This is a genomic window from Acholeplasma equirhinis (genome assembly GCF_017052655.1).
GTDB lineage: Bacteria > Bacillota_I > Bacilli_A > Acholeplasmatales > Acholeplasmataceae > Acholeplasma > Acholeplasma equirhinis.
The window spans coordinates 197449-216424 of record NZ_JAFIDC010000001.1; the positions used below are offsets into that span (position 1 = coordinate 197449).

Sequence of the window (18976 nt, forward strand, 5' to 3'; positions counted from 1 at the left end):
AACTATCTTTATTTAAAGATAAATGATTCATCTAAAAGGAGTCAAATATGAGAATACATTTAATTGGTTTAGGTAAAATGGGTGCAAACCTTGCCTTAAACTTAAAAGATCATGGTCATGAAGTCATCGGCTTTGATTTAAATGATTCTGCTAGAGCAGAACTTACTAAACAAGGTATTGAAACACATGATGAATTAACAACATTTTTAACACGTAAGAAAAACGATAGATTTGTTGTATGGTTACTCGTACCTGATAAGATTGTTGACAATGTAATTGACCAAATTACACCATATTTAAAAGAAAAAGATATCATCATTGATGGTGGTAATTCAAACTATAAAAAATCTTTAGCACGTTTTGAAAAACTAAAAGAACTAGATATTGAATTTGTAGACGTTGGTACATCAGGTGGAACATTTGGTGCTAGAAATGGTGCTTGTTTGATGATAGGTGGTACAAAAGAGGCTTATCAATATTTAGAACAAGTCTATAAAGATATTTCAGTTAAAGATGGCTTTGGTTACATGGGAGGACCTGGTGCAGGTCATTTCGTTAAAATGGTTCATAACGGTATTGAATACGGTATGATGCAAGCCATTGGTGAAGGTTTCGAATTAATGGAAAAATCACCATTTGATATTGATTATGCGAAAGTTGCTGATGTATGGAATAATGGTTCAATTATTGAATCTGCATTGATTAATTACACTAAAAATGCTTTCTTAAAAGATGCTAAATTAGATGAAATTGAAGGTCGAATTGATGATTCTGGTGAAGGTAAATGGATGATTCAAGAAGCACTTGATTTTGGTGTTGCAATTCCTGTAATTGGTGCATCTTTATTTACACGTTATAAATCAAGAGATGAAGAAAAATTCAGTGAAAAAGTTGTTGCAGCTATGAGAAGGGAATTTGGCGGTCACGCTGTTTATAAGAAAAAATGAAAAAAGATTTAGTGATTACAATATTTGGTTCAACAGGGGACTTAACAGCTAGAAAGTTATTACCTGCAATTGCCAAACTGTATAAAAATAAATTAATACCGAAAAATGTAGAAGTGGTTGCGCTTGGTAGAAGAGACTATCAAACAGATAGTTATCTTGATGCGATGCAAAATCTAACGACAAAAGTACTTGATTTAGAAACACTCAAATCAATTGTCACCTACTACAAAATTCAAATTACTGAACCGAACGCTTATGAGGCTTTTTCAAAATATATTCAATCGATTTCTCATGAAAACACGAAACACATTTATTATTTAGCAATTGGTCCTGAACTTTTAGGTTCTGTTGCTAAAAATATCAGTGAAGCGAAGTTAATTGAAAAGAATAATGCCAATCAAGTTCTAGTCTTTGAAAAACCATTTGGTCATGATTTAGATTCAGCAAAAGCAGTTAATCAAATGTTGTGGCAATATTATGATGAAAAACAAATTTATCGTATTGATCACTACTTAGGTAAAGAAATGATTCAAAACCTTATGACAGTTCGTTTTGCAAATCGTATATTCGAAGATACTTGGGATTCAAAATCAATTGAATCAGTAAAGATTTTTGTAAAAGAAAAAGAAGGTATCTTAAACCGTGCTGGTTATTACGATACATCTGGTGCATTAAAGGATATGGTACAATCACATCTACTCCAAATCCTTTGTTTAGTTGCTATGGATCCACCAAAAGAATATAATTCCGATTACATTAAAGATGAAAAGATCAAAGTACTAAGAAGTTTATCAATTGATGAATCATCTGTCTTATTTGGACAATATGATGGATATCTAGAAGAACCTAATATTCCAAGTGATTCAAAAACTGAAACATTTGTTTATTTTAAATGCTATGTAAATACACCAAGATTTAGAGGTGTACCGTTTGAAATCTTAACAGGTAAGAAATTAAAAGAAAAGAAATCTTATATAGAAATCACTTATTTTCCAACAACTGAACAAGAAAAGTGGAACTTACCAATTGAAAGAAATAAACTAATTATTAAGATTGCACCTAAAGATGGTGTTGACTTAACAATTAATTCAAAGAAACCAGGGCTAAAAGAAAACTTAGAACAAATTTCACTTTCATTTAAAATGAGTGAATCTGTTGAAGGGAATATTCCAGAAGCATATGAAAAGTTATTACTTGATATTTATCAAGGTTCTAAGACGCTCTTTACAAGATGGGATGAAATTGAAGCTTCTTGGCAATTCATCGATCAAATTAAGAAGTGTCCACATAATTTAGTATCCTACAAAACAGAAAAAGATATCATGAAACTTATAAAGTAAAAGATGGCCAACTAAGGCCATCTTTTATTTAAGTTCAAGATATTTTCTTTCAGTTAATTGTTTGTTTTCTTTAGGGATTTCTAAATGTAGAATACCATTCTCAAAGGAACCTTTAATATCGTCTAAATTAATATCACCGACATAGTAGTTACGACGCATTGATCCATAATATCTTTCTTGACGAATGAACTTACCGTCTTTCTTCTCGTTGTGTTCATTCTTAGTTTCAGCCTCAATTTCTATGTAACCATCATTTAAGCTGACTTTGATGTCTTCCTTTTTAAATCCTGGAAGTTCAATATCGAGATGATATCCATTTTCTTTTTCTATGATGTCGGTTTTCATTAATTTAGTGGTTGATTGGAATGGCCATGCATTGTTGAAATCATCGAAGAAACTGTCGAAAATATCTTTGTCTCTGCGGAATAAACTTAGCATATTACCCCTTCCTTTCTGTTACAACTCTATTATAAATCAGTGATTTGGCACTGTCAAGTATAGAGTGCTAATTTAATATAAATGTAAGAAAAATCCTACAATTATTTACTATGTTAGACGAATGTTTGCAAATATATTTTTAGTAACTAATTAAGAAATGGAATAATTAATATTTTATCGACTAATGATTGATGGTTAAAAATGATAAATTAGATCACCATTTAAAATCTATTTAATTATGGAGATTAAAACATTCAAAAACTTAAACAATAACCAATCTAACCGAAAATATCACAATTGTGACCGCTTTTCTATGAAAAATCAACTAAATTATGCCTTAAAGTGATATAATTGTAAGGAATAAATATAAGAGAGGTATAACTTATGCAAACCTATTTAGATACATATAAAAGCATGCGTGAACGTTTAACTGCGTTTAATTATGCTATGTGGGTTTTATCATGGGATTTAGAAACCGAAGCTCCCATCGGTTCAATGGAATATCGTAGTAAACAAATTGAAGGCTTAACTAAAGAAATTTACGCACTTGAAACAGACAAAGCATATTTAGAAGCAATTGATTATTTATACGCAAATAGAAATCAACTGGACGAATTAATGAGAAGAGAAATTGAAAAAGTTGAAAAAGAAATGCGTCTCATTAAGAAAATGCCTAAAGAAGAGTATATTGACTTTCAAGTACTTATTGCACAAGCATCAACAGTTTGGGCAGAAGCTAAAAAGAATAACGACTTCGAAGCTTATGCACCAACTTTAGAAAAGATTGTTGCTTATGTTAGAAAGATGACTAAATATCTTTCAACACCTGAACTTAAAGGTTATGATGTTTTACTTGATATGTTTGAAGAAGGTATGACTCAAAAAGAATATGATCATTTTTTTGAACAATTAAGAACTGAACTTGTTCCATTTGTTTTATCTGCAACGGCAAGTAAAAAACCACATCCAAAGAGATTAACTAAAGGTATTTTCCCAAAAGATAAACAAAAGGCATTTTCTGAATATTTAACAGGTGTCTTTTCATATGATATGAATCATGCTGTCTTAAAAGAAAGTGCGCATCCATTCACATCAAATGCATCTTCAACAGATGTTAGAATCACAACACGATATATTGAAAATATTTTAGAATCATCAATTTTCTCAACAATTCATGAAATGGGACATGCTATTTATGAACAACAAGTTTCACCTGAATTATTAGGCACACGCCTTGGTGGTGGTGCTTCAATGGGTATTCATGAATCACAATCAAGAATGTATGAAAACATGATTGGTCGTTCATATGCATTCTGGGAAGTTCACTTTGATAAATTAAAAGAAGTGTTCCCTAAAGAATTAAAAGGTGTAACATTACTGGATTTCTACAAATATATTAATCGTGCTGAACGTTCATTAATTAGAACAGAAGCAGATGAATTAACTTACCCATTACACATTATGGTTCGTTATGAAATTGAAAAACTTTTAATTTCTGGCAAACTTAAAGTTAAAGATTTACCAAAGAAATGGCGTAAACTTTATCAACAATACGTTGGTGTTAGACCTAAAAATGATGCTGAAGGTGTGTTACAAGACATTCATTGGTCTGGAGCATCATTTGGATACTTCCCAACTTATGCATTAGGTTCAGCTTATGCAGCACAAATCTATCATGCAATGAATAAGGATTTTAATATTGAAAATGCAATTTCAAATAATGAAATCCATAAGATTAATGCATGGTTAAAAGAAAAGATTCACATTTATGGTCAAACAAAAACTCCAAAAGAGTTAATGTTAATTGCAACGGGTGAACCTTTTAATCCAAATTATTATATTGATTATTTAAAACGTAAATTCTCAAACTAAGGAGATACCTATGAATGTTTTAGTTGTTGGTGGTGCAGGTTATATCGGATCACATACTGTGTATGAATTACTTCGTGCAGGCAATCAAGTTTCTGTGATGGACAATTTATCAACAGGTGAAAGATTCTTTGTTCCAAAACAGGTACCACTTTATATTGGTGATATTAGAAAAAAAGAAGATGTTTTAAAAGTTTTAGATGATCAAAAGTTTGATGTTGTGATGCATTTTGCTGCAAAACTTATCGTACCTGAATCTGTAAAAAAACCTTTAGATTACTACCATAATAATGTTGAAGGTGTTAGAACCTTATTAGAAGCTATGGTAGAAAAGAATGTTAAAAATATCGTCTTTTCATCAACAGCTGCAGTTTATGGCGAACCAACAGAATCTGTGGTTAAAGAAGATTCTTTTAAAGAACCAATCAACCCATATGGTGAATCCAAACTTGCTTGTGAGAAGTTAATTCACTGGACTGCTCAGGCACATGATTTAAACTATGTGATCTTTAGATACTTTAATGTCGCTGGTGCAGATTCAAGTTTAGAAATTGGTTTAAAGAAACAACAATTAACACACTTGATCCCCGTGACAATTGAAGCTGCACTTGGATTAAGAAAAGAACTCGTGATCTTTGGTGATGATTACGAAACTAAAGATGGCACGAACATTCGTGACTATATCCATGTCACTGACTTAGCAATCGCTCATGTTGTTGGTGCTAAATATTTAATGGATGGTGGTAAGTCAGATATCTTTAATCTTGGCTCTGCAAAGGGATATTCCAACCTTGAGGTTGCAAATACAGTATCTAAATTCTTACCAGTTCCATTTAGATTTGGACCACGTCGTGAAGGTGACCCTGCAATTTTAATTGCGGATGCTTCAAAAGCAAAACGTGTTTTAGGTTGGCAAACCTTCTTAACGTTAGAAGATATTATTACATCAGACTTAGCTTATAGAGAAAAAATTAGTAAAGAAAGATAAAATGAACTTAGAAATTGGAAAAACAATTGAAGTAACAGCCCATGAGGTCGATCGATTCGCTCAAGGGGTATCTAGAGTTGAGGATGTGGTTGTTTTTACACATGGCTTATTAGCAGGTGAAAAAGCACTTGTAACCATTACTCAAGTCAAGAAAAACTTCGTTAAAGCAAAAATTAAAAAACTACTTACACAATCACCTTTAAGAAAAACCATGCCATCAAGACTCGGAGCACTGGATTTATTCCATTTAAAAGATGATGAACAAGATAAGTGGCAATATGAAACAACAAAAGAACAAGTTAAAAGAAATCTTGGATTAGAAGATGTTGTTGAAGCGACATTAAGTGATGAGAATAAACTACGTTACCGAAACAAAGTTGTGTACCATGTCTTAAATGATTCAATGATGAGATTAGGACTCTATACACAAGAACCAATTGAACTCGTTGAAGTGCATACCTTCTTGATTAACAGTTTAGCAATTCAAAGGTGTATTGCAAAAATCCAACAACAATCCATTGAAATTGACCCTGAAGTCTTTAAACATGTTGTTTTAAGAAGTAATGAAAAAGAAGAAGTCTTAGTGACACTCGTTGCATATAAAAAAGACTTTAAAGGGCTTAAAGAACTCATTGATGTCATTAAGACATTCAAAGAAGTTGTTGGTTTAACTTTAAATATTAAACCAAATGAAACAACCATTCTTGGTCGTGAAAGTATTGTACTTTTTGGTAAAAATGAGTTAGAGTTTTCTTTAGGTGAATTAAAACTTAAAGTCAATGATCAATCCTTTATGCAAGTTAACACTTCAATGATGAATAAAGTCTATGATGAAATCAAAAAAGAAGTTGAAGGTGAAACCTTGATTGATGCCTACTCAGGTATTGGTTCAATTGGATTTTATGTTGGTTCAAATGCAAAGAAAGTCATCATGATTGAGAACAATCTTAAAAACATTGAAGTTGCTAATGAATTAAAACATAAAGTTAAAGGTAATTATGAAGTTATCTATGGTGATGCTAAAAACTTTATTCCAAAGTTTAATGCAGATACACTTGTTGTTGACCCACCTAGAGCAGGACTCCATGAATCTTTATTAGCAACTTTAAAAGAGAAACATTTCAAAAAGATTATTTATCTATCATGTGAACTCAATACATTAATAAGGGATTTAAAAGTATTAACTGAAACATATAGAATTAAACGTATTGTTCCAGTTAGAATGTTCCCTCAAACAACAGCAATTGAAACATTAACGATATTAGATAGAAAGGCCCTATAAAAAATTTGGAGGTTAATCCAAATTAGGCTATAAAAAATATGGAGGTATCATCCACCTGTAAAAAATGTGGAGGTACCTCCTTTTTTGTTGCTGTAACAGTCAATAATTAGTTTTTGAATGGTACATATTTATTAATTGAGTACATAATTTTATTTCTCAATCGATAAAAGTTTTGAATGCCATTTGATGTTTTAATGATTGTTTTAATTCTTGAATTAGTTGCTTCTATAGGACCGTTAGATATGCGTCTTCCACTTGAAGTTAGGAATGAGTTTTTAATCTCTTTACGCCAGTTTTTAAGCATTCTACCAAACTCTCTAAATTCACTCACCGGATTTGATATAAACTCATCAATGAGTTCATCCAGTTCTTGATCACAGGTTTCATATTCAGTTGTTAAGTTAAAATATCGATAGCGTTCTTTTAATTTGAAACATCTAGTCAAAGTTTCATCAATGCTTAATAGATAATCTAAAATGGTTGTTTTATCCCAGTGTGTATCCAGTTTTTGAATATATACCGGTTTGAAATCTCTTAAGCGATCGAGGTCAATTTTAAAGAAGAAATGAAATTTCTTTAACATGTAATAATATATATCATTATTGATTAGTTTGGTTCTATTTAATCTAAATCGATTCATGGTATCAATTCTGATTCGATCCATTGCTCGATTTAGATTTGCTATCACGTGAAATGAATCTACAGCTATTAATGCTTTTGGGAAATTTGCTTGAATAACGTCTTTATAACTTTCTCACATATCAATGATAAAGACCTCCACTTGATCTTTTTCCTCGATGGGTATGCGTAAGAAGTATTGATTCAAATAATGTTTATGTCTGGTTGAAATGACATCAATGATTTTACGTCTATCAAAATCATACAGTACACAGGCATATGGTGAACCTTTTCTCTTACTGATAAAAACCTCATCCATACAGATTGTTTTCCCTAAGGGTAATCGCTTGGCATCAATTGTTTGATCAAATATATTTATCACCGTTTGACTGGATACATGATGCTGCAATGCGATATCTTTAAAGGTTCTTTCTGGTTCCTTTAATACTTCTAGAATGGATCTTTTAGTCAAGTTTGAAAGGTTCTTATGTTTGTTTGTAAATGGATTTCTTTCACTGATATATTTCTTACACAATGGACATTTATATCTTCTTGAATGATAAATAACTTGATATGATTCTTGACCATGTAAACTGTACTTGATTTGTTTTAAGCGGTAGCTGTGAAACTTAGTTTGTGCTTGGCAGACAGGACAATTTAAACTTTCCTTTTTGAGTTTTATTTCAATTCTTAAAACTTGATTGACTCTTTCCACTTCTAATTGTTCAATTCTATTTTTAATTGTGTCTAAGTATAAAAGATGTATAATATTATCATACATAGGGTCTCCTTATCTTTGATTGTTACAGTCACTTTCAATTATAAGCGAGATCTTTTATTTTTTTCTCCAAACAAATCACCTATCAAAAATATGGAGGTCTACCTCCAAATATTTGATTGGGTATCATTTACCTCCAGATATTTTATATACCTGATAGAAAAAACTGAGTCAATTTCTAGACTCAGTTTTATTTTTCGTTTTCTTCAATTGGTCTTACAATTGGATTATGTAGTTTTTCATGTCCAATGGTTGTAGGTTTTCCATGTCCTGGATACACAAATGTTTCATCAGGTAAAATAAATAATTTAGTTTTAATTGAATCAACTAAAACTTCATGGTTTGAGAAGGGAATATCTGTTCTACCAATTGTTTCATAAAATAAAGTATCACCACTAAATAAATATGGTGCACAATATAATGATGTTGAACCTTCACTATGACCAGGTGTTTCAATCACTCTAAAGACATATTTTCCAAAGTCGATTTCATCATCTTCAATAACGAATTGGTCAACAGGGATGTCATAAGGCCAGTAGTTATAAATAGTGTCTGTCATCCAGATTTTATCTTTGAGTGGTGCGTACACTGGAATATGATAAAGGTCTTTAAGTTGTTTAACACCACCATTGTGGTCGTGATGTCCGTGCGTAATGTATATAAATTGAGGTTCTAGTTTTCTTGAACGAATGTAATCAATGATTGCAGTCGCTTCAAAACCAGGGTCAATAATAAAACATTCTTTGCCTTCTGATACGACATAAGCATTAGAACGTACATTACCTAGTTTTAATCCTATTATTTCCATAAATTCACCATATCACATTATACTATATTGTCGGGTAATAGACAAATAGAGAATATATGAAAACGCTATGTGAAATCAGTCAAATTTGTTTTCATACGTCTAATATCTTATGATATTATAGATACTGTAGTGTAATATTTGCATAAATGTCGTAAAACCTTGACAATTTATGTGTGTTTTTGTTACAATGAATGAGATTTCAAAGGAGTAATGATAATTATGATGTTTCCAGACTATGTAATTTTAGTATTAAGTTTATTAATGATATTTGTATCAGCTATCTCATCTTCAAAAGAAGATGTCATGGAAGCTTTCACAGGATCAAATCAAGATTTATTTAAAAACCGTAAACAAATCGGTGCAGAAGCTATTTTAAGCAATGCAATGATGATTATGGGAGCATTATTCTTCATAATGATCCTCTGGAGTAACACGTTCGACCGTTTCTTCAACATCTAAAAACTTGAGTATTCCTTACGGGATACTTATTTTTTTCAAGTAAAAGAGGATTATATGCAAAGATACTTTTTAAATAAAGAAAATCAAATTGAAAATGACGACTTACACCATATTTTAAACGTGATGCGGTTTAAAGATCAAACTGAGGTTGAAGTATGTTTTGGAGGTAAGTGTTATTTAGCAAAACTAAATATCAATGGTAAAAGTGTTTCTTATGAAACAATTTCTGAAATTGATTCGAATGAACCGAAGCAAGTGCATTTAATTCAAGGGTTACCAAAAGGAGACAAAATTGAAACTGTAAGTAAGTTTGCGACAATTTTTGGAGCTGAAGAAATCATCTTTGTTCCAATGGTAAGAAGTATTGCTAAACTTGCAAATACTGACCATAAACTTGATCGACTTAAAAAGATTTCTAAAGAAGCAGCAGAACTTTCAAAACACTCAAGTTTACCTGAAATCAACTTCTTCGAATCTTTAAAAGCGTTGAACTTAGAAGGCAAAACAATTGTTGTCTTAGATGAAAATGAAAAGACAGTACACATTGATGAAGTTTTACCAAAATTAAAGAATACTGCAATTTATGTGATAGTTGGTCCTGAAGGTGGTATTGATGATAAAGAAAGATCACTATTTTCTAAGTTGAATGCACACTTTGTCACACTAGGTAAGACAATTTATCCAACAGAACTTGCACATATTCCATTTTTAACCAAATTATGAACACAAATCTAAAAATATTTTGACATCTTGCGAAAATTGTTTTATAATATATGAGGTTTGAGATATCAAACGTGTGGAAGGAGGGCAGACATGCCTAAAACGGAAGTACGCAAAGGTGAATCTTTAGAAGAAACTTTAAAGCGTTTTAAACGTAACGTCTCTAAGGATGGCACTCTCGCAGAAGCACGTAAACGCGAATTCTACGTAAAACCAGGCGTAGATCGTCGTATGAGAGCAAAAGCAGCTAAGTCTAAAAAGCGCTAATTTTGTGAGTAACGAATTGAAAATGCACCTTCAAAAAAGGTGCTTTTTTATCGCTTAATTGGTATAATAGTTATGATACTGGGAGGATACTTAATGAAATTAAACATCAAAGTTAATCATGTAGAAACATTACAATTATTAGTCGGTGTTGAAGATCGTAATTTACTCGTCTTTAAAGCGCATTTTGGATTTAATGTTTCTGTTCACGGTAATGAAATAGTCGTAGACGCTGACGAGTCTAAAAAAACATTACTTGAAGAAATTTTTAATACACTTGTCACGCTTGCAGAACATAAAGTTTTACTAACTGAACGTGATGTCTTATACATCATCAAAATGGCAGAAAACAATTCACTCGATGACATTCTTGATTTGTATAAATCGCAAAAGAAGATTTTAATTTCAGATCAAGGTAAAGCTATTGTTGCAAAAACTTTTAATCAAAAAGTTTACAGTGAAGCTTTATCGAAATATCCACTTGTCTTTGGTATCGGACCTGCTGGTACAGGTAAAACCTATTTAGCAGTTGCACACGCAGTAGCAGCATTAAAATCTGGAAGAGTTAAGAAATTAATTCTAACAAGACCCGCTGTTGAAGCAGGTGAGTCACTAGGATTTTTACCAGGTGATTTAAAAGAAAAGGTAGACCCTTACTTAATTCCACTGTATGATGCACTTTATGAATTCTTAGGAGTTGCACAAACAAATGCACTTCTAGAACGTGGTGTCATTGAAATTGCACCACTTGCATATATGCGTGGACGCACATTAGAAAATGCCTACATCATTTTAGATGAGGCACAAAATACAACAAAGACTCAAATGAAGATGTTCTTAACACGTTTAGGATTCTCATCTTACATGGTTGTTACAGGTGACCCATCACAGGTTGACTTAGGACACAGAATTGAGTCTGGGTTAAAAGAAGCACTTGAAATTTTAAAAGATGTTGAAGATTGTAAATTTATCTATTTCGACAAAGTGGATGTCATCCGTCACCCGCTTGTACAAAAAATATTAGAAAGATACGAAAACAATGGTCGTTGAATATCACAATCAAACAACTGAAAATGTTGATCAAGTAGAAATCTTAATTGATTCAATCTTTGAGACAATCGAAGAAACAAAAAACATGCAAGTGATTTTTGTTACAAATGATGAAATTAAAGAAATCAATAAAACTTATCGTGATAAAGATTACGCAACTGATGTCATCTCATTTCCAAATGATGAAGACCCTGAGAGTTTTGGTGATATCTTTATCAGTTTAGAAAAAGCAAGAGAACAAGCTGCATCATACGGTCATAGTTTTGATCGTGAAGTAGGTTTCTTAGCAGTACACGGATATCTTCATCTAAAGGGCTATGATCATCATACACCAGAAGAAGAAAAAGAAATGTTTACACTCCAAGAAGAAATTCTTCAAAGAGCAAATTTAAAAAGGGGTTAAAAGATATGGACTTTAAAGCTGTAAAACTTGCACAATCTCGTGCATATGCACCATATTCAAATTTTAAAGTAGGGGCAGCAATCCTTATGAAGGATGGCACGATTGTCCATGGATGTAATGTTGAAAATGCAAGTTATGGTTTATCTAATTGTGCAGAGCGCAGTGCTTTATTCTCGCTAGTGTCTCAAGGATTAAACCCAAAAGACATTGTCTCTATTACAGTAATTGGTGATACAGATGGTCCAATCTCACCATGTGGTGCATGCCGCCAAGTCATGTATGAACTTTTACCTAAGGATGCTAAAGTCATTCTAACTAATCAAAAAGGTGATGTTCTAGAAATGACTAAAGATAGTCTCTTACCTTATGGATTTGACTTAAAAGAAAGATAATTATGCAAACAAAATCAGGATTTATTACAATCGTTGGTAAGCCAAATGTTGGTAAATCAACACTTTTAAACGCACTGATTGGTGAAAAGATTGCGATCACATCACCAAAAGTACAAACTACCCGTTTTAGAATTACGGGTATTTTAACGGAAGAAGATGCTCAATTTGTCTTTATTGATACACCAGGGATGCACAAACCCATTCATGGATTAGGCAAACTTATGGACAAATCTGCAGAAAATGCAATGCAAGACGTAGATATTATTTGTTGGGTCGTTGATCAACCTTACAGAAAATCAGATGAATTTATTTTAGAGCGTATTAAAAATGCAGGACTTCCAACCATTTTAGTTATCAATAAAATTGATGAATTACCATCAAAAGGTGACATTGATAAAATTATTGTTTCATATCTTTCTAAAATGGAATTTGAAAGTGTTGTACCAATTAGTGCTAAAGACAAAACACACTTAGAACACTTGAAAAAAGCAGTTAAAGAACATTTAATTGAAGGGCCACTCTTCTACCCAGAAGATTATATTACTGACCAATCACAAGAATCACGTATGGGTGAACTCATTCGTGAACGAATTCTTTACTATACAGAACAAGAAGTGCCACATAGTGTTGCTGTTGTCATTGAATCAATGAAACATAATGAAGAAATTGGTACACTTGATGTTGATGCTTTAATCATTGTTGAACGTGATTCTCAAAAAGGTATTTTAATTGGTAAAGGTGGCGAAAAATTAAAACGCATTGGTACAGAAGCAAGAAAAGCAATGAACCAAATTTTTGATTTAAAAGTCCATTTAACATTATGGGTTAAAGTTCAAAAGGATTGGCGGAACAATCCAAACGTCATTTCAAAATATGGGTATGGTGAATAAAGCTTATGGAAGGTATTGTTACTAAAGTTCAGAGTTACTTAGAAAATGACCGATTAGTCTACGTTTACACGCCTTTAGGTTTTAGAACCTTGATTGCAAAGGGTAGTCAAAAACTCACATCTAACTCAAGAATTTTAGCACAATACTTAACACATATTGAATTCAAAGAAACCCCGAATAAAAACATGTTTATTTTATCTGAGGGTAAAATATTAAATCTTTATGAATCAATTAAAAAAGACTATAAACTTATCAACGATGCATCGATTATGTTTGATTTAGTTGAAATCTTTTTAACGACTGAAGAAAATCATAAAGACATTTATCAACTCTTAAAAGATGCATTAGAAAATTTTAAAAAAGAATCTGCATTATCATTTTCCTTTAAGTTATTAAGATATTTAGGTTATCCTTTGAACTTAAAACCTGATGGCAGAAAAGTTAAAGGTTTCTCAATTAGAGAAGCTAAAATCATCTATGTGGGAGAAAATCTACAATGTGATTTAAATTTAACTTTGACAACAATTTTATTAAAACTTACGCACTTACCTTATGATAAAATAGATGAGATAGAAGAAGCGTATTTTAATAAATTAAAATCTTTTATGTATCAGTATTACGAATATCACACAGACACATTAATTAAGCGCAAATAAGAAGGAGATTTACAACGATGGTCACATTAGATTACTTAGTACAGTATGCAAAACAAACTGGATTTATTTTCCAAGGTTCAGAAATCTATGGTGGATTAGCGAACACTTGGGATTACGGTCCATTAGGTGTACTCTTAAAAAACAACATTAAACAAGCGTGGTTTAAAAAGTTTGTTCGTCAAGGACCGAATGTTGTTGGTCTTGATTCATCTATTTTATTAAACACTGAGGTTTGGAAAGCATCAGGTCATATTGGTGGTTTTTCTGATCCTTTAATTGAAAACAAAACATCTAATCAAAGATATCGTGCAGATAAACTCATTCTTGAACATGATCCAACACAAAAACCAGATGGTTGGACATTAGAACAAATGTATCAATATATCGTTGATAACAAAATTAAAGACCCAGTATCAGGTACAACAGATTGGTTACCAATTAGAAAGTTCAACATGATGTTTAAAACTTTCCAAGGTGTTGTTGAAGACACTGCAAGTGAAGTTTACTTACGACCTGAAACTGCACAAGGTATTTTTATTAACTTTAAAAATTTAGTAAGAACAACTCGTAAAAAGATTCCATTTGGTGTTGGTCAAATCGGTAAATCATTTAGAAATGAAATTACTCCAGGTAACTTCATCTTTAGAACACGTGAATTTGAACAAATGGAATTAGAATTCTTCTGTAAACCAGGTACTGAACTTGAATGGTTCAACTTCTGGTTAGCATATATGCAAAAATTCTTAACTGATTTAGGTATTCGTCCTGAATATTTAAGAGCAGAACCACACGCTAAAGAAGCATTAAGTCACTATTCAAATGCAACCACTGATATTGAATTCCAATATCCATGGGGATTTGATGAATTATGGGGTTTAGCATCTCGTACATCATTTGACTTAACACAACATCAAAATCTTTCAAAAGAAGATATGAGTTATTTAGACCCTGAAACTAATGAACGTTATATTCCATATGTTGTTGAACCAGCAGTTGGGGTTGAACGTTTATTACTGATCTTCTTATTAAATGGTTTAGAAGAAGAACAACTTGGTGAAGGGGATTCTAGACAACTACTTAAAATTCATCCAGCACTTGCACCTTATAAAGCTGCAATCTTACCACTTGTTAAAAAAGAACATGCTGGTAAAGCAAATGAAATTTATGATATGCTCAGAGAAAACTTTGACGTCGTTTATGATGAAACTCAAAACATTGGTAAACGTTATAGAAGACAAGATGCAATTGGTACACCATTCTGTATCACAGTTGACCATCAAACAATGGAAGACAATACAGTTACACTACGTTTCCGCGATTCAATGGAACAAATCAGATTATCTGTTGATGAATTAGAAAACTTTATCCGCAAAGCTGTTAAATTCTAGGAGGATACATGGATCAAGCGCTCCTTACCCAAATAATTGAACAAACCGATATTGTGGCACTTGCATCTGAGTTCATGTCACTTACAAAACGTGGTAAGAACTATATGGGACTATGCCCTTTTCACGATGAAAAAACACCATCGTTTTCGGTTTCTCCAGAAAAACATTTGGCAAAATGTATGGGATGCGGTAAAGGTGGCAACACCATTCAATTCTATTCTCAAATTAAAAACATTCCATTTGAGGAAGCAGTAATTGAACTTGGTGACCGTCTTGGACTGAATGTTAAAAAAGTTAAAGTCCAAAAAGATCCAAATGATAAACTTTATGCATTAATGGAAGATGCATCAAGTTTCTACCGCTTTGCACTTAAAAATAGTGAAGCAGGTAGTAAAGCACTTGAATATCTTAAAAAACGTGATTTAAGTGAAGATGATATTGAACACTTTGAAATTGGATATGCACCAAATCAAAGCGATGCACTATATCAACTCTTAAAATCTAAAAATTATACTGTAACTGACATGATGAACTTAGGTCTTGTTAAACAAGCTCCAGATGGTTCATATTATGATGTCTTTAGAGCAAGAATTACATTCCCTGTTAAAAGTGAAAAGGGTCGCATTATTGGATTTAGTGCAAGAACCTTAAATCCAAAAGAAGTTGCAAAATATGTCAACTCACCTGAAAGTAAAATCTTTAGGAAGGGTGAGGTTGTATATCACTTTCAAGAATCATTAACACCAGCAATCAAACAAAAACATGTTATCTTACATGAAGGTTTCTTTGATGTTATTGCATCTTATAAAGCTGGTTTAAAATCAGTTGTTGCTACAATGGGAACAGCTTTAACGCAACAACAGGCAAACTTAATTAAACGTATTTCAAATCATGTTGTTATTGCATATGATGGTGATGATGCAGGGCAAAAAGCGACTTTAAAAGCAATCCCACATCTAAGAAGTGCTGGTCTTCAAATTTCAGTCTTAGCACTACCAAATAAACTTGACCCAGATGAATACGTTAAAAAGCACGGTTTAGAAAAGTATGCTAACCTTTATGAAAGATTGCAAGATCCATATCAATTTGGATATGAAATCTTTAAGAAAAATAAAAACTTTGAACGTGCAGATGATATTACACTCTTTAAAAAAGAAATGGATTCAATCCTAAGAGGTGCAAACCAAACCGTCCTAGCTTTTTATCAAAAGAAAGTTAAAGAAGAATTAGGTATTGATTTATTTTTAACCAAAAATAACAATCAAAAAATTGGTGATCTCTTACCAAAGAAACAAGAAATTTCTAAGGTCATTGTATCTAAAGCTGAACGTTCAATCGATTTACTTTTAATTGATCTTTTGAAAACAAGAAATATTTTAAAACTTGTACAAAAACATTTAGATTTAACTAGAATATCTACAGTAGGTACAAATGAACAAGTCACTTTGTATAAAGCACTGATTAAATATTATGTTATGACAGGTGAAAATGAACTAGATATAGATATCTTTAAAAAGGGTTATGCTGAAGGACTTCAATTACTAGATACACTTATCAATAAGCCCGAATTTAAGAAAAGAGTAGATTTTATCATTGATGATAAAGTTTTCAAAGAAAATCTTAAAGCAATCGAATCATTTGAGTATGAATTAGAAGTCAATCACTATAAACATTTAATTAACCAAAATTTAAATGGTGAGAATGTTGAAACATATGCCAAGAAATTGGATGAATTAACAAGAAAGAAGAGAGGGATGAAATCATGAACATGAAAGAAATAGTTGATGTTTTAGTTAAAAAAGCAGGGAAAAAGAAAGTACTTCAACAAAGTGATGTCGAAGGCTACTTCCCATACGGTTCAGAAGATTATTTTGAATTAGAAAAAGAACTTGCTTCATTTGAAATCGATGTCCTTTTAGATGATGAAGAAGAGGAAGTAGAAAAAGAAGTTGAAGCTCCAGCATTTGATCTTGATGAAGATGATTTTGATATTGAACCTGATGAACCAGATGAGTTTTCACTTTCTTCACTTGAAGTTGAAGATATTAAAGAAGATGAACTTTTAAACATTGATGAAATCCCAGCTTCAATAAAAGTTGATGACCCAGTACGTATGTACTTGAAAGAAATTGGTCAAATTCCACTCCTTAATATTGATGATGAAAAGAAATATGCAATTTGGGTTGCAGAAGGTCGTCAATCTCAAGAACAACTGGATTTAATTAAAGCTGGTGATTTAGAAGTTTCACCAGAAGACTTATTTGCACTTGAAGAATCTGTTAGAAAAGCAGGTATTGCTAAAGAACGCTTAGTTGAAGCTAACTACCGTTTAGTTGTTTCTATAGCTAAAAAGTACACTCAAAGAGGTTTATTATTCCTTGATTTAATTCAAGAAGGTAATATGGGCTTAATGAGAGCTGTTGATAAGTTTGATCATGAAAAAGGATTTAAATTCTCAACATATGCAACATGGTGGATTCGTCAAGCAATTACACGTGCTGTTGCAAACCAAGCAAGAACAATTCGTATTCCAGTACACATGGTTGAAACAATCAATAAAATGATTCGTATTCAACGTCAACTTGTACAAGAATTAGGTAGAGAAGCAACTGTTGATGAAATTGCTGAAAAGATGGGTATTTCACCTGAAAAAGTTCAAAATATTCAACGTATTGCAAAAGAACCTATTTCACTCGAAGCACCAGTTGGTGAAGAAGAAGATTCATCACTTGGAGATTTCATTTCTGATCCAAATGCACTAAACCCACATGACTTTATGATGCAAGAAATGGTAAAGAAAACTTTAGATGAAGTTTTAGAAACATTAACTGATCGTGAAGAAAAAGTGCTTCGTCTACGTTATGGTCTACTTGATGGTAAGACACATACATTAGAAGAAGTTGGTCGTGAATTTGGTGTTACAAGAGAACGTATTCGTCAAATTGAAGCGAAAGCATTAAGAAAATTACGTTCACCTCAACGTCAAAATAAATTGAAGGAATTCTACGTTGCAAGAAAATGAAACGCATAGACTTTATCGTAGAACTTATTAAAGGTTATGATACTGTTGCAGATATCGGAACTGACCATGGGTTAGTTTTAAAGAAAGCGTTTAATTTAGGATACATTAAAAAAGGCTACGCAACAGACATTAATCCTGGTCCACTTAAATCTAGTCAAAAAACTCTTACTGGTTACCCAGTAGAGTTTTATTTATCGGACGGTTTCAAAGGGCTTAAAAAGCCCTTTGATCTCGCTGTAATTTGTGGCATGGGGGCTTATTTAATTGCAGATATCTTAAAAGATGCACCAGATAATGCTCACTTTTTACTTGGTGCACATGACAATCTTGAGTTTTTAAGAGCATATCTTTCAAAAAATAATTTTGAAATATTTGATGAATATGTGATGTTAGATAAATTCTATTATGTTTTTTTAAAGGTAAGATCTGGAAAAATGGAGCTAACAGAAGAAGCACTGTATACAGGTAGTTATCTAAGAGATAAAATAACATCCCTACCATACTTTAAACATCAAATGGATCATTTCAAAAATTTATCCTTAAAAGCTAAAGGTGAAAATAAAGTGAAATATGAAAAGATTTTTACATATTTCAAAAATGCTTATGAACACAGTTCAAGTTTAAAGTAATTAAAATTCAAAAGTGTTATAATTTTTAATAGTTT

At 31.9% G+C, this 18976-nt stretch carries 19 protein-coding genes and 1 pseudogene; 17 read left to right on the forward strand and 3 right to left on the reverse strand.

The genetic code is table 11. The features are described from left to right. Positions 1-47: 47 nt before the first annotated feature. Both gnd and zwf read left to right on the forward strand, forming a co-directional pair. Entirely contained in the window at positions 48-947 is a 900-nt protein-coding gene (gene gnd, locus JV173_RS00835) for a phosphogluconate dehydrogenase (NAD(+)-dependent, decarboxylating) (RefSeq protein WP_205734397.1), read from the forward strand. Beyond that, the gene (zwf, locus tag JV173_RS00840; RefSeq protein WP_205734398.1) at positions 944-2287 is read left to right on the forward strand and encodes a glucose-6-phosphate dehydrogenase; all 1344 of its coding nucleotides are present in this window, start codon (positions 944-946) and stop codon (positions 2285-2287) included. Before gnd ends, zwf begins: the two co-directional genes overlap by 4 nt. Positions 2288-2311: 24 nt before the next feature. Here zwf and JV173_RS00845 read toward each other — a convergent pair whose 3' ends face one another. Next, entirely contained in the window at positions 2312-2725 is a 414-nt protein-coding gene (locus tag JV173_RS00845; RefSeq protein WP_205734399.1) for an Hsp20/alpha crystallin family protein, read from the reverse strand. A gap of 384 nt (positions 2726-3109) precedes the next feature. Here JV173_RS00845 and JV173_RS00850 point away from each other — a divergent pair, with 384 nt between their 5' ends. Genes JV173_RS00850 through rlmD form a run of 3 tightly spaced genes read left to right on the forward strand, consistent with a single transcriptional unit; the run spans position 3110 to position 6864 of the window. Next, positions 3110-4597: a carboxypeptidase M32 gene (locus JV173_RS00850; protein ID WP_205734400.1), complete on the forward strand. Its 1488-nt coding sequence runs from the start codon at positions 3110-3112 to the stop codon at positions 4595-4597. 10 nt (positions 4598-4607) lie between these two features. After that, positions 4608-5582, forward strand: a complete 975-nt coding sequence (gene galE, locus JV173_RS00855) for a UDP-glucose 4-epimerase GalE (protein ID WP_205734401.1) — start codon at positions 4608-4610, stop codon at positions 5580-5582. Position 5583: 1 nt separating this feature from the next. Next, positions 5584-6864: a 23S rRNA (uracil(1939)-C(5))-methyltransferase RlmD gene (rlmD, locus tag JV173_RS00860; protein ID WP_205734402.1), complete on the forward strand. Its 1281-nt coding sequence runs from the start codon at positions 5584-5586 to the stop codon at positions 6862-6864. A gap of 106 nt (positions 6865-6970) precedes the next feature. Here the strand turns inward: rlmD and JV173_RS07015 are convergent. Both JV173_RS07015 and JV173_RS00875 read right to left on the reverse strand, forming a co-directional pair. Continuing rightward, positions 6971-8263, reverse strand: a pseudogene (locus JV173_RS07015) (ISL3 family transposase). A 187-nt stretch (positions 8264-8450) separates the two neighbouring features. After that, entirely contained in the window at positions 8451-9068 is a 618-nt protein-coding gene (locus JV173_RS00875) for an MBL fold metallo-hydrolase (protein ID WP_205734404.1), read from the reverse strand. 219 nt (positions 9069-9287) lie between these two features. On the opposite strand from JV173_RS00875, the gene secG reads away from it, so the two are divergent. The 12 genes from secG (at position 9288) to JV173_RS00935 (ending at position 18941) form a co-directional block, all read left to right on the forward strand. Further along, positions 9288-9527: a preprotein translocase subunit SecG gene (gene secG, locus JV173_RS00880; protein WP_205734405.1), complete on the forward strand. Its 240-nt coding sequence runs from the start codon at positions 9288-9290 to the stop codon at positions 9525-9527. Between the two features lie 54 nt (positions 9528-9581). After that, on the forward strand, positions 9582-10250 hold the full coding sequence (locus JV173_RS00885) for an RsmE family RNA methyltransferase (RefSeq protein WP_205734406.1): 669 nt from the start codon (positions 9582-9584) through the stop codon (positions 10248-10250). 90 nt (positions 10251-10340) lie between these two features. Further along, positions 10341-10514 (forward strand): 30S ribosomal protein S21, encoded by a 174-nt coding sequence (gene rpsU / locus JV173_RS00890; protein WP_205734407.1) that lies wholly within the window; start codon positions 10341-10343, stop codon positions 10512-10514. 93 nt (positions 10515-10607) lie between these two features. Then, positions 10608-11561: a PhoH family protein gene (locus tag JV173_RS00895; RefSeq protein WP_205734408.1), complete on the forward strand. Its 954-nt coding sequence runs from the start codon at positions 10608-10610 to the stop codon at positions 11559-11561. Continuing rightward, positions 11551-11964: an rRNA maturation RNase YbeY gene (ybeY, locus tag JV173_RS00900; protein ID WP_205734409.1), complete on the forward strand. Its 414-nt coding sequence runs from the start codon at positions 11551-11553 to the stop codon at positions 11962-11964. The genes JV173_RS00895 and ybeY overlap by 11 nt, the downstream gene beginning before the upstream one ends. Before the next feature lie 5 nt (positions 11965-11969). Then, on the forward strand, positions 11970-12356 hold the full coding sequence (gene cdd, locus JV173_RS00905; protein WP_205734410.1) for a cytidine deaminase: 387 nt from the start codon (positions 11970-11972) through the stop codon (positions 12354-12356). Continuing rightward, on the forward strand, positions 12356-13246 hold the full coding sequence (gene era / locus JV173_RS00910; protein ID WP_372433658.1) for a GTPase Era: 891 nt from the start codon (positions 12356-12358) through the stop codon (positions 13244-13246). Before cdd ends, era begins: the two co-directional genes overlap by 1 nt. Before the next feature lie 5 nt (positions 13247-13251). Continuing rightward, on the forward strand, positions 13252-13902 hold the full coding sequence (gene recO, locus JV173_RS00915; protein WP_205734412.1) for a DNA repair protein RecO: 651 nt from the start codon (positions 13252-13254) through the stop codon (positions 13900-13902). A 17-nt stretch (positions 13903-13919) separates the two neighbouring features. Further along, positions 13920-15290, forward strand: coding sequence for a glycine--tRNA ligase (locus tag JV173_RS00920; RefSeq protein WP_205734413.1), 1371 nt, complete (start codon positions 13920-13922; stop codon positions 15288-15290). A gap of 8 nt (positions 15291-15298) precedes the next feature. Then, entirely contained in the window at positions 15299-17056 is a 1758-nt protein-coding gene (dnaG, locus tag JV173_RS00925) for a DNA primase (protein ID WP_205734414.1), read from the forward strand. Then, positions 17053-18312 (forward strand): RNA polymerase sigma factor RpoD, encoded by a 1260-nt coding sequence (gene rpoD / locus JV173_RS00930; protein WP_205734415.1) that lies wholly within the window; start codon positions 17053-17055, stop codon positions 18310-18312. Before dnaG ends, rpoD begins: the two co-directional genes overlap by 4 nt. Continuing rightward, positions 18309-18941 (forward strand): tRNA (adenine(22)-N(1))-methyltransferase, encoded by a 633-nt coding sequence (locus JV173_RS00935; protein ID WP_205734416.1) that lies wholly within the window; start codon positions 18309-18311, stop codon positions 18939-18941. Before rpoD ends, JV173_RS00935 begins: the two co-directional genes overlap by 4 nt. Positions 18942-18976 lie beyond the last annotated feature (35 nt).

What these genes read in the sequence shown, in the direction of transcription:
- JV173_RS00920 (WP_205734413.1), top strand. Translation starts at nt 13,920, where the DNA reads ATGGTCACATTAGATTACTTAGTACAGTATGCAAAACAAACTGGATTT.
- rpoD (WP_205734415.1), top strand. Translation starts at nt 17,053, where the DNA reads ATGAACATGAAAGAAATAGTTGATGTTTTAGTTAAAAAAGCAGGGAAA.
- JV173_RS00935 (WP_205734416.1), top strand. Translation starts at nt 18,309, where the DNA reads ATGAAACGCATAGACTTTATCGTAGAACTTATTAAAGGTTATGATACT.
- dnaG (WP_205734414.1), top strand. Translation starts at nt 15,299, where the DNA reads ATGGATCAAGCGCTCCTTACCCAAATAATTGAACAAACCGATATTGTG.
- recO (WP_205734412.1), top strand. Translation starts at nt 13,252, where the DNA reads ATGGAAGGTATTGTTACTAAAGTTCAGAGTTACTTAGAAAATGACCGA.
- gnd (WP_205734397.1), top strand. Translation starts at nt 48, where the DNA reads ATGAGAATACATTTAATTGGTTTAGGTAAAATGGGTGCAAACCTTGCC.
- ybeY (WP_205734409.1), top strand. Translation starts at nt 11,551, where the DNA reads ATGGTCGTTGAATATCACAATCAAACAACTGAAAATGTTGATCAAGTA.
- zwf (WP_205734398.1), top strand. Translation starts at nt 944, where the DNA reads ATGAAAAAAGATTTAGTGATTACAATATTTGGTTCAACAGGGGACTTA.
- JV173_RS00850 (WP_205734400.1), top strand. Translation starts at nt 3,110, where the DNA reads ATGCAAACCTATTTAGATACATATAAAAGCATGCGTGAACGTTTAACT.
- rlmD (WP_205734402.1), top strand. Translation starts at nt 5,584, where the DNA reads ATGAACTTAGAAATTGGAAAAACAATTGAAGTAACAGCCCATGAGGTC.
- galE (WP_205734401.1), top strand. Translation starts at nt 4,608, where the DNA reads ATGAATGTTTTAGTTGTTGGTGGTGCAGGTTATATCGGATCACATACT.
- JV173_RS00875 (WP_205734404.1), bottom strand. Translation starts at nt 9,068, where the DNA reads ATGGAAATAATAGGATTAAAACTAGGTAATGTACGTTCTAATGCTTAT.
- JV173_RS00895 (WP_205734408.1), top strand. Translation starts at nt 10,608, where the DNA reads ATGAAATTAAACATCAAAGTTAATCATGTAGAAACATTACAATTATTA.
- cdd (WP_205734410.1), top strand. Translation starts at nt 11,970, where the DNA reads ATGGACTTTAAAGCTGTAAAACTTGCACAATCTCGTGCATATGCACCA.
- JV173_RS00845 (WP_205734399.1), bottom strand. Translation starts at nt 2,725, where the DNA reads ATGCTAAGTTTATTCCGCAGAGACAAAGATATTTTCGACAGTTTCTTC.
- JV173_RS00885 (WP_205734406.1), top strand. Translation starts at nt 9,582, where the DNA reads ATGCAAAGATACTTTTTAAATAAAGAAAATCAAATTGAAAATGACGAC.
- rpsU (WP_205734407.1), top strand. Translation starts at nt 10,341, where the DNA reads ATGCCTAAAACGGAAGTACGCAAAGGTGAATCTTTAGAAGAAACTTTA.
- secG (WP_205734405.1), top strand. Translation starts at nt 9,288, where the DNA reads ATGATGTTTCCAGACTATGTAATTTTAGTATTAAGTTTATTAATGATA.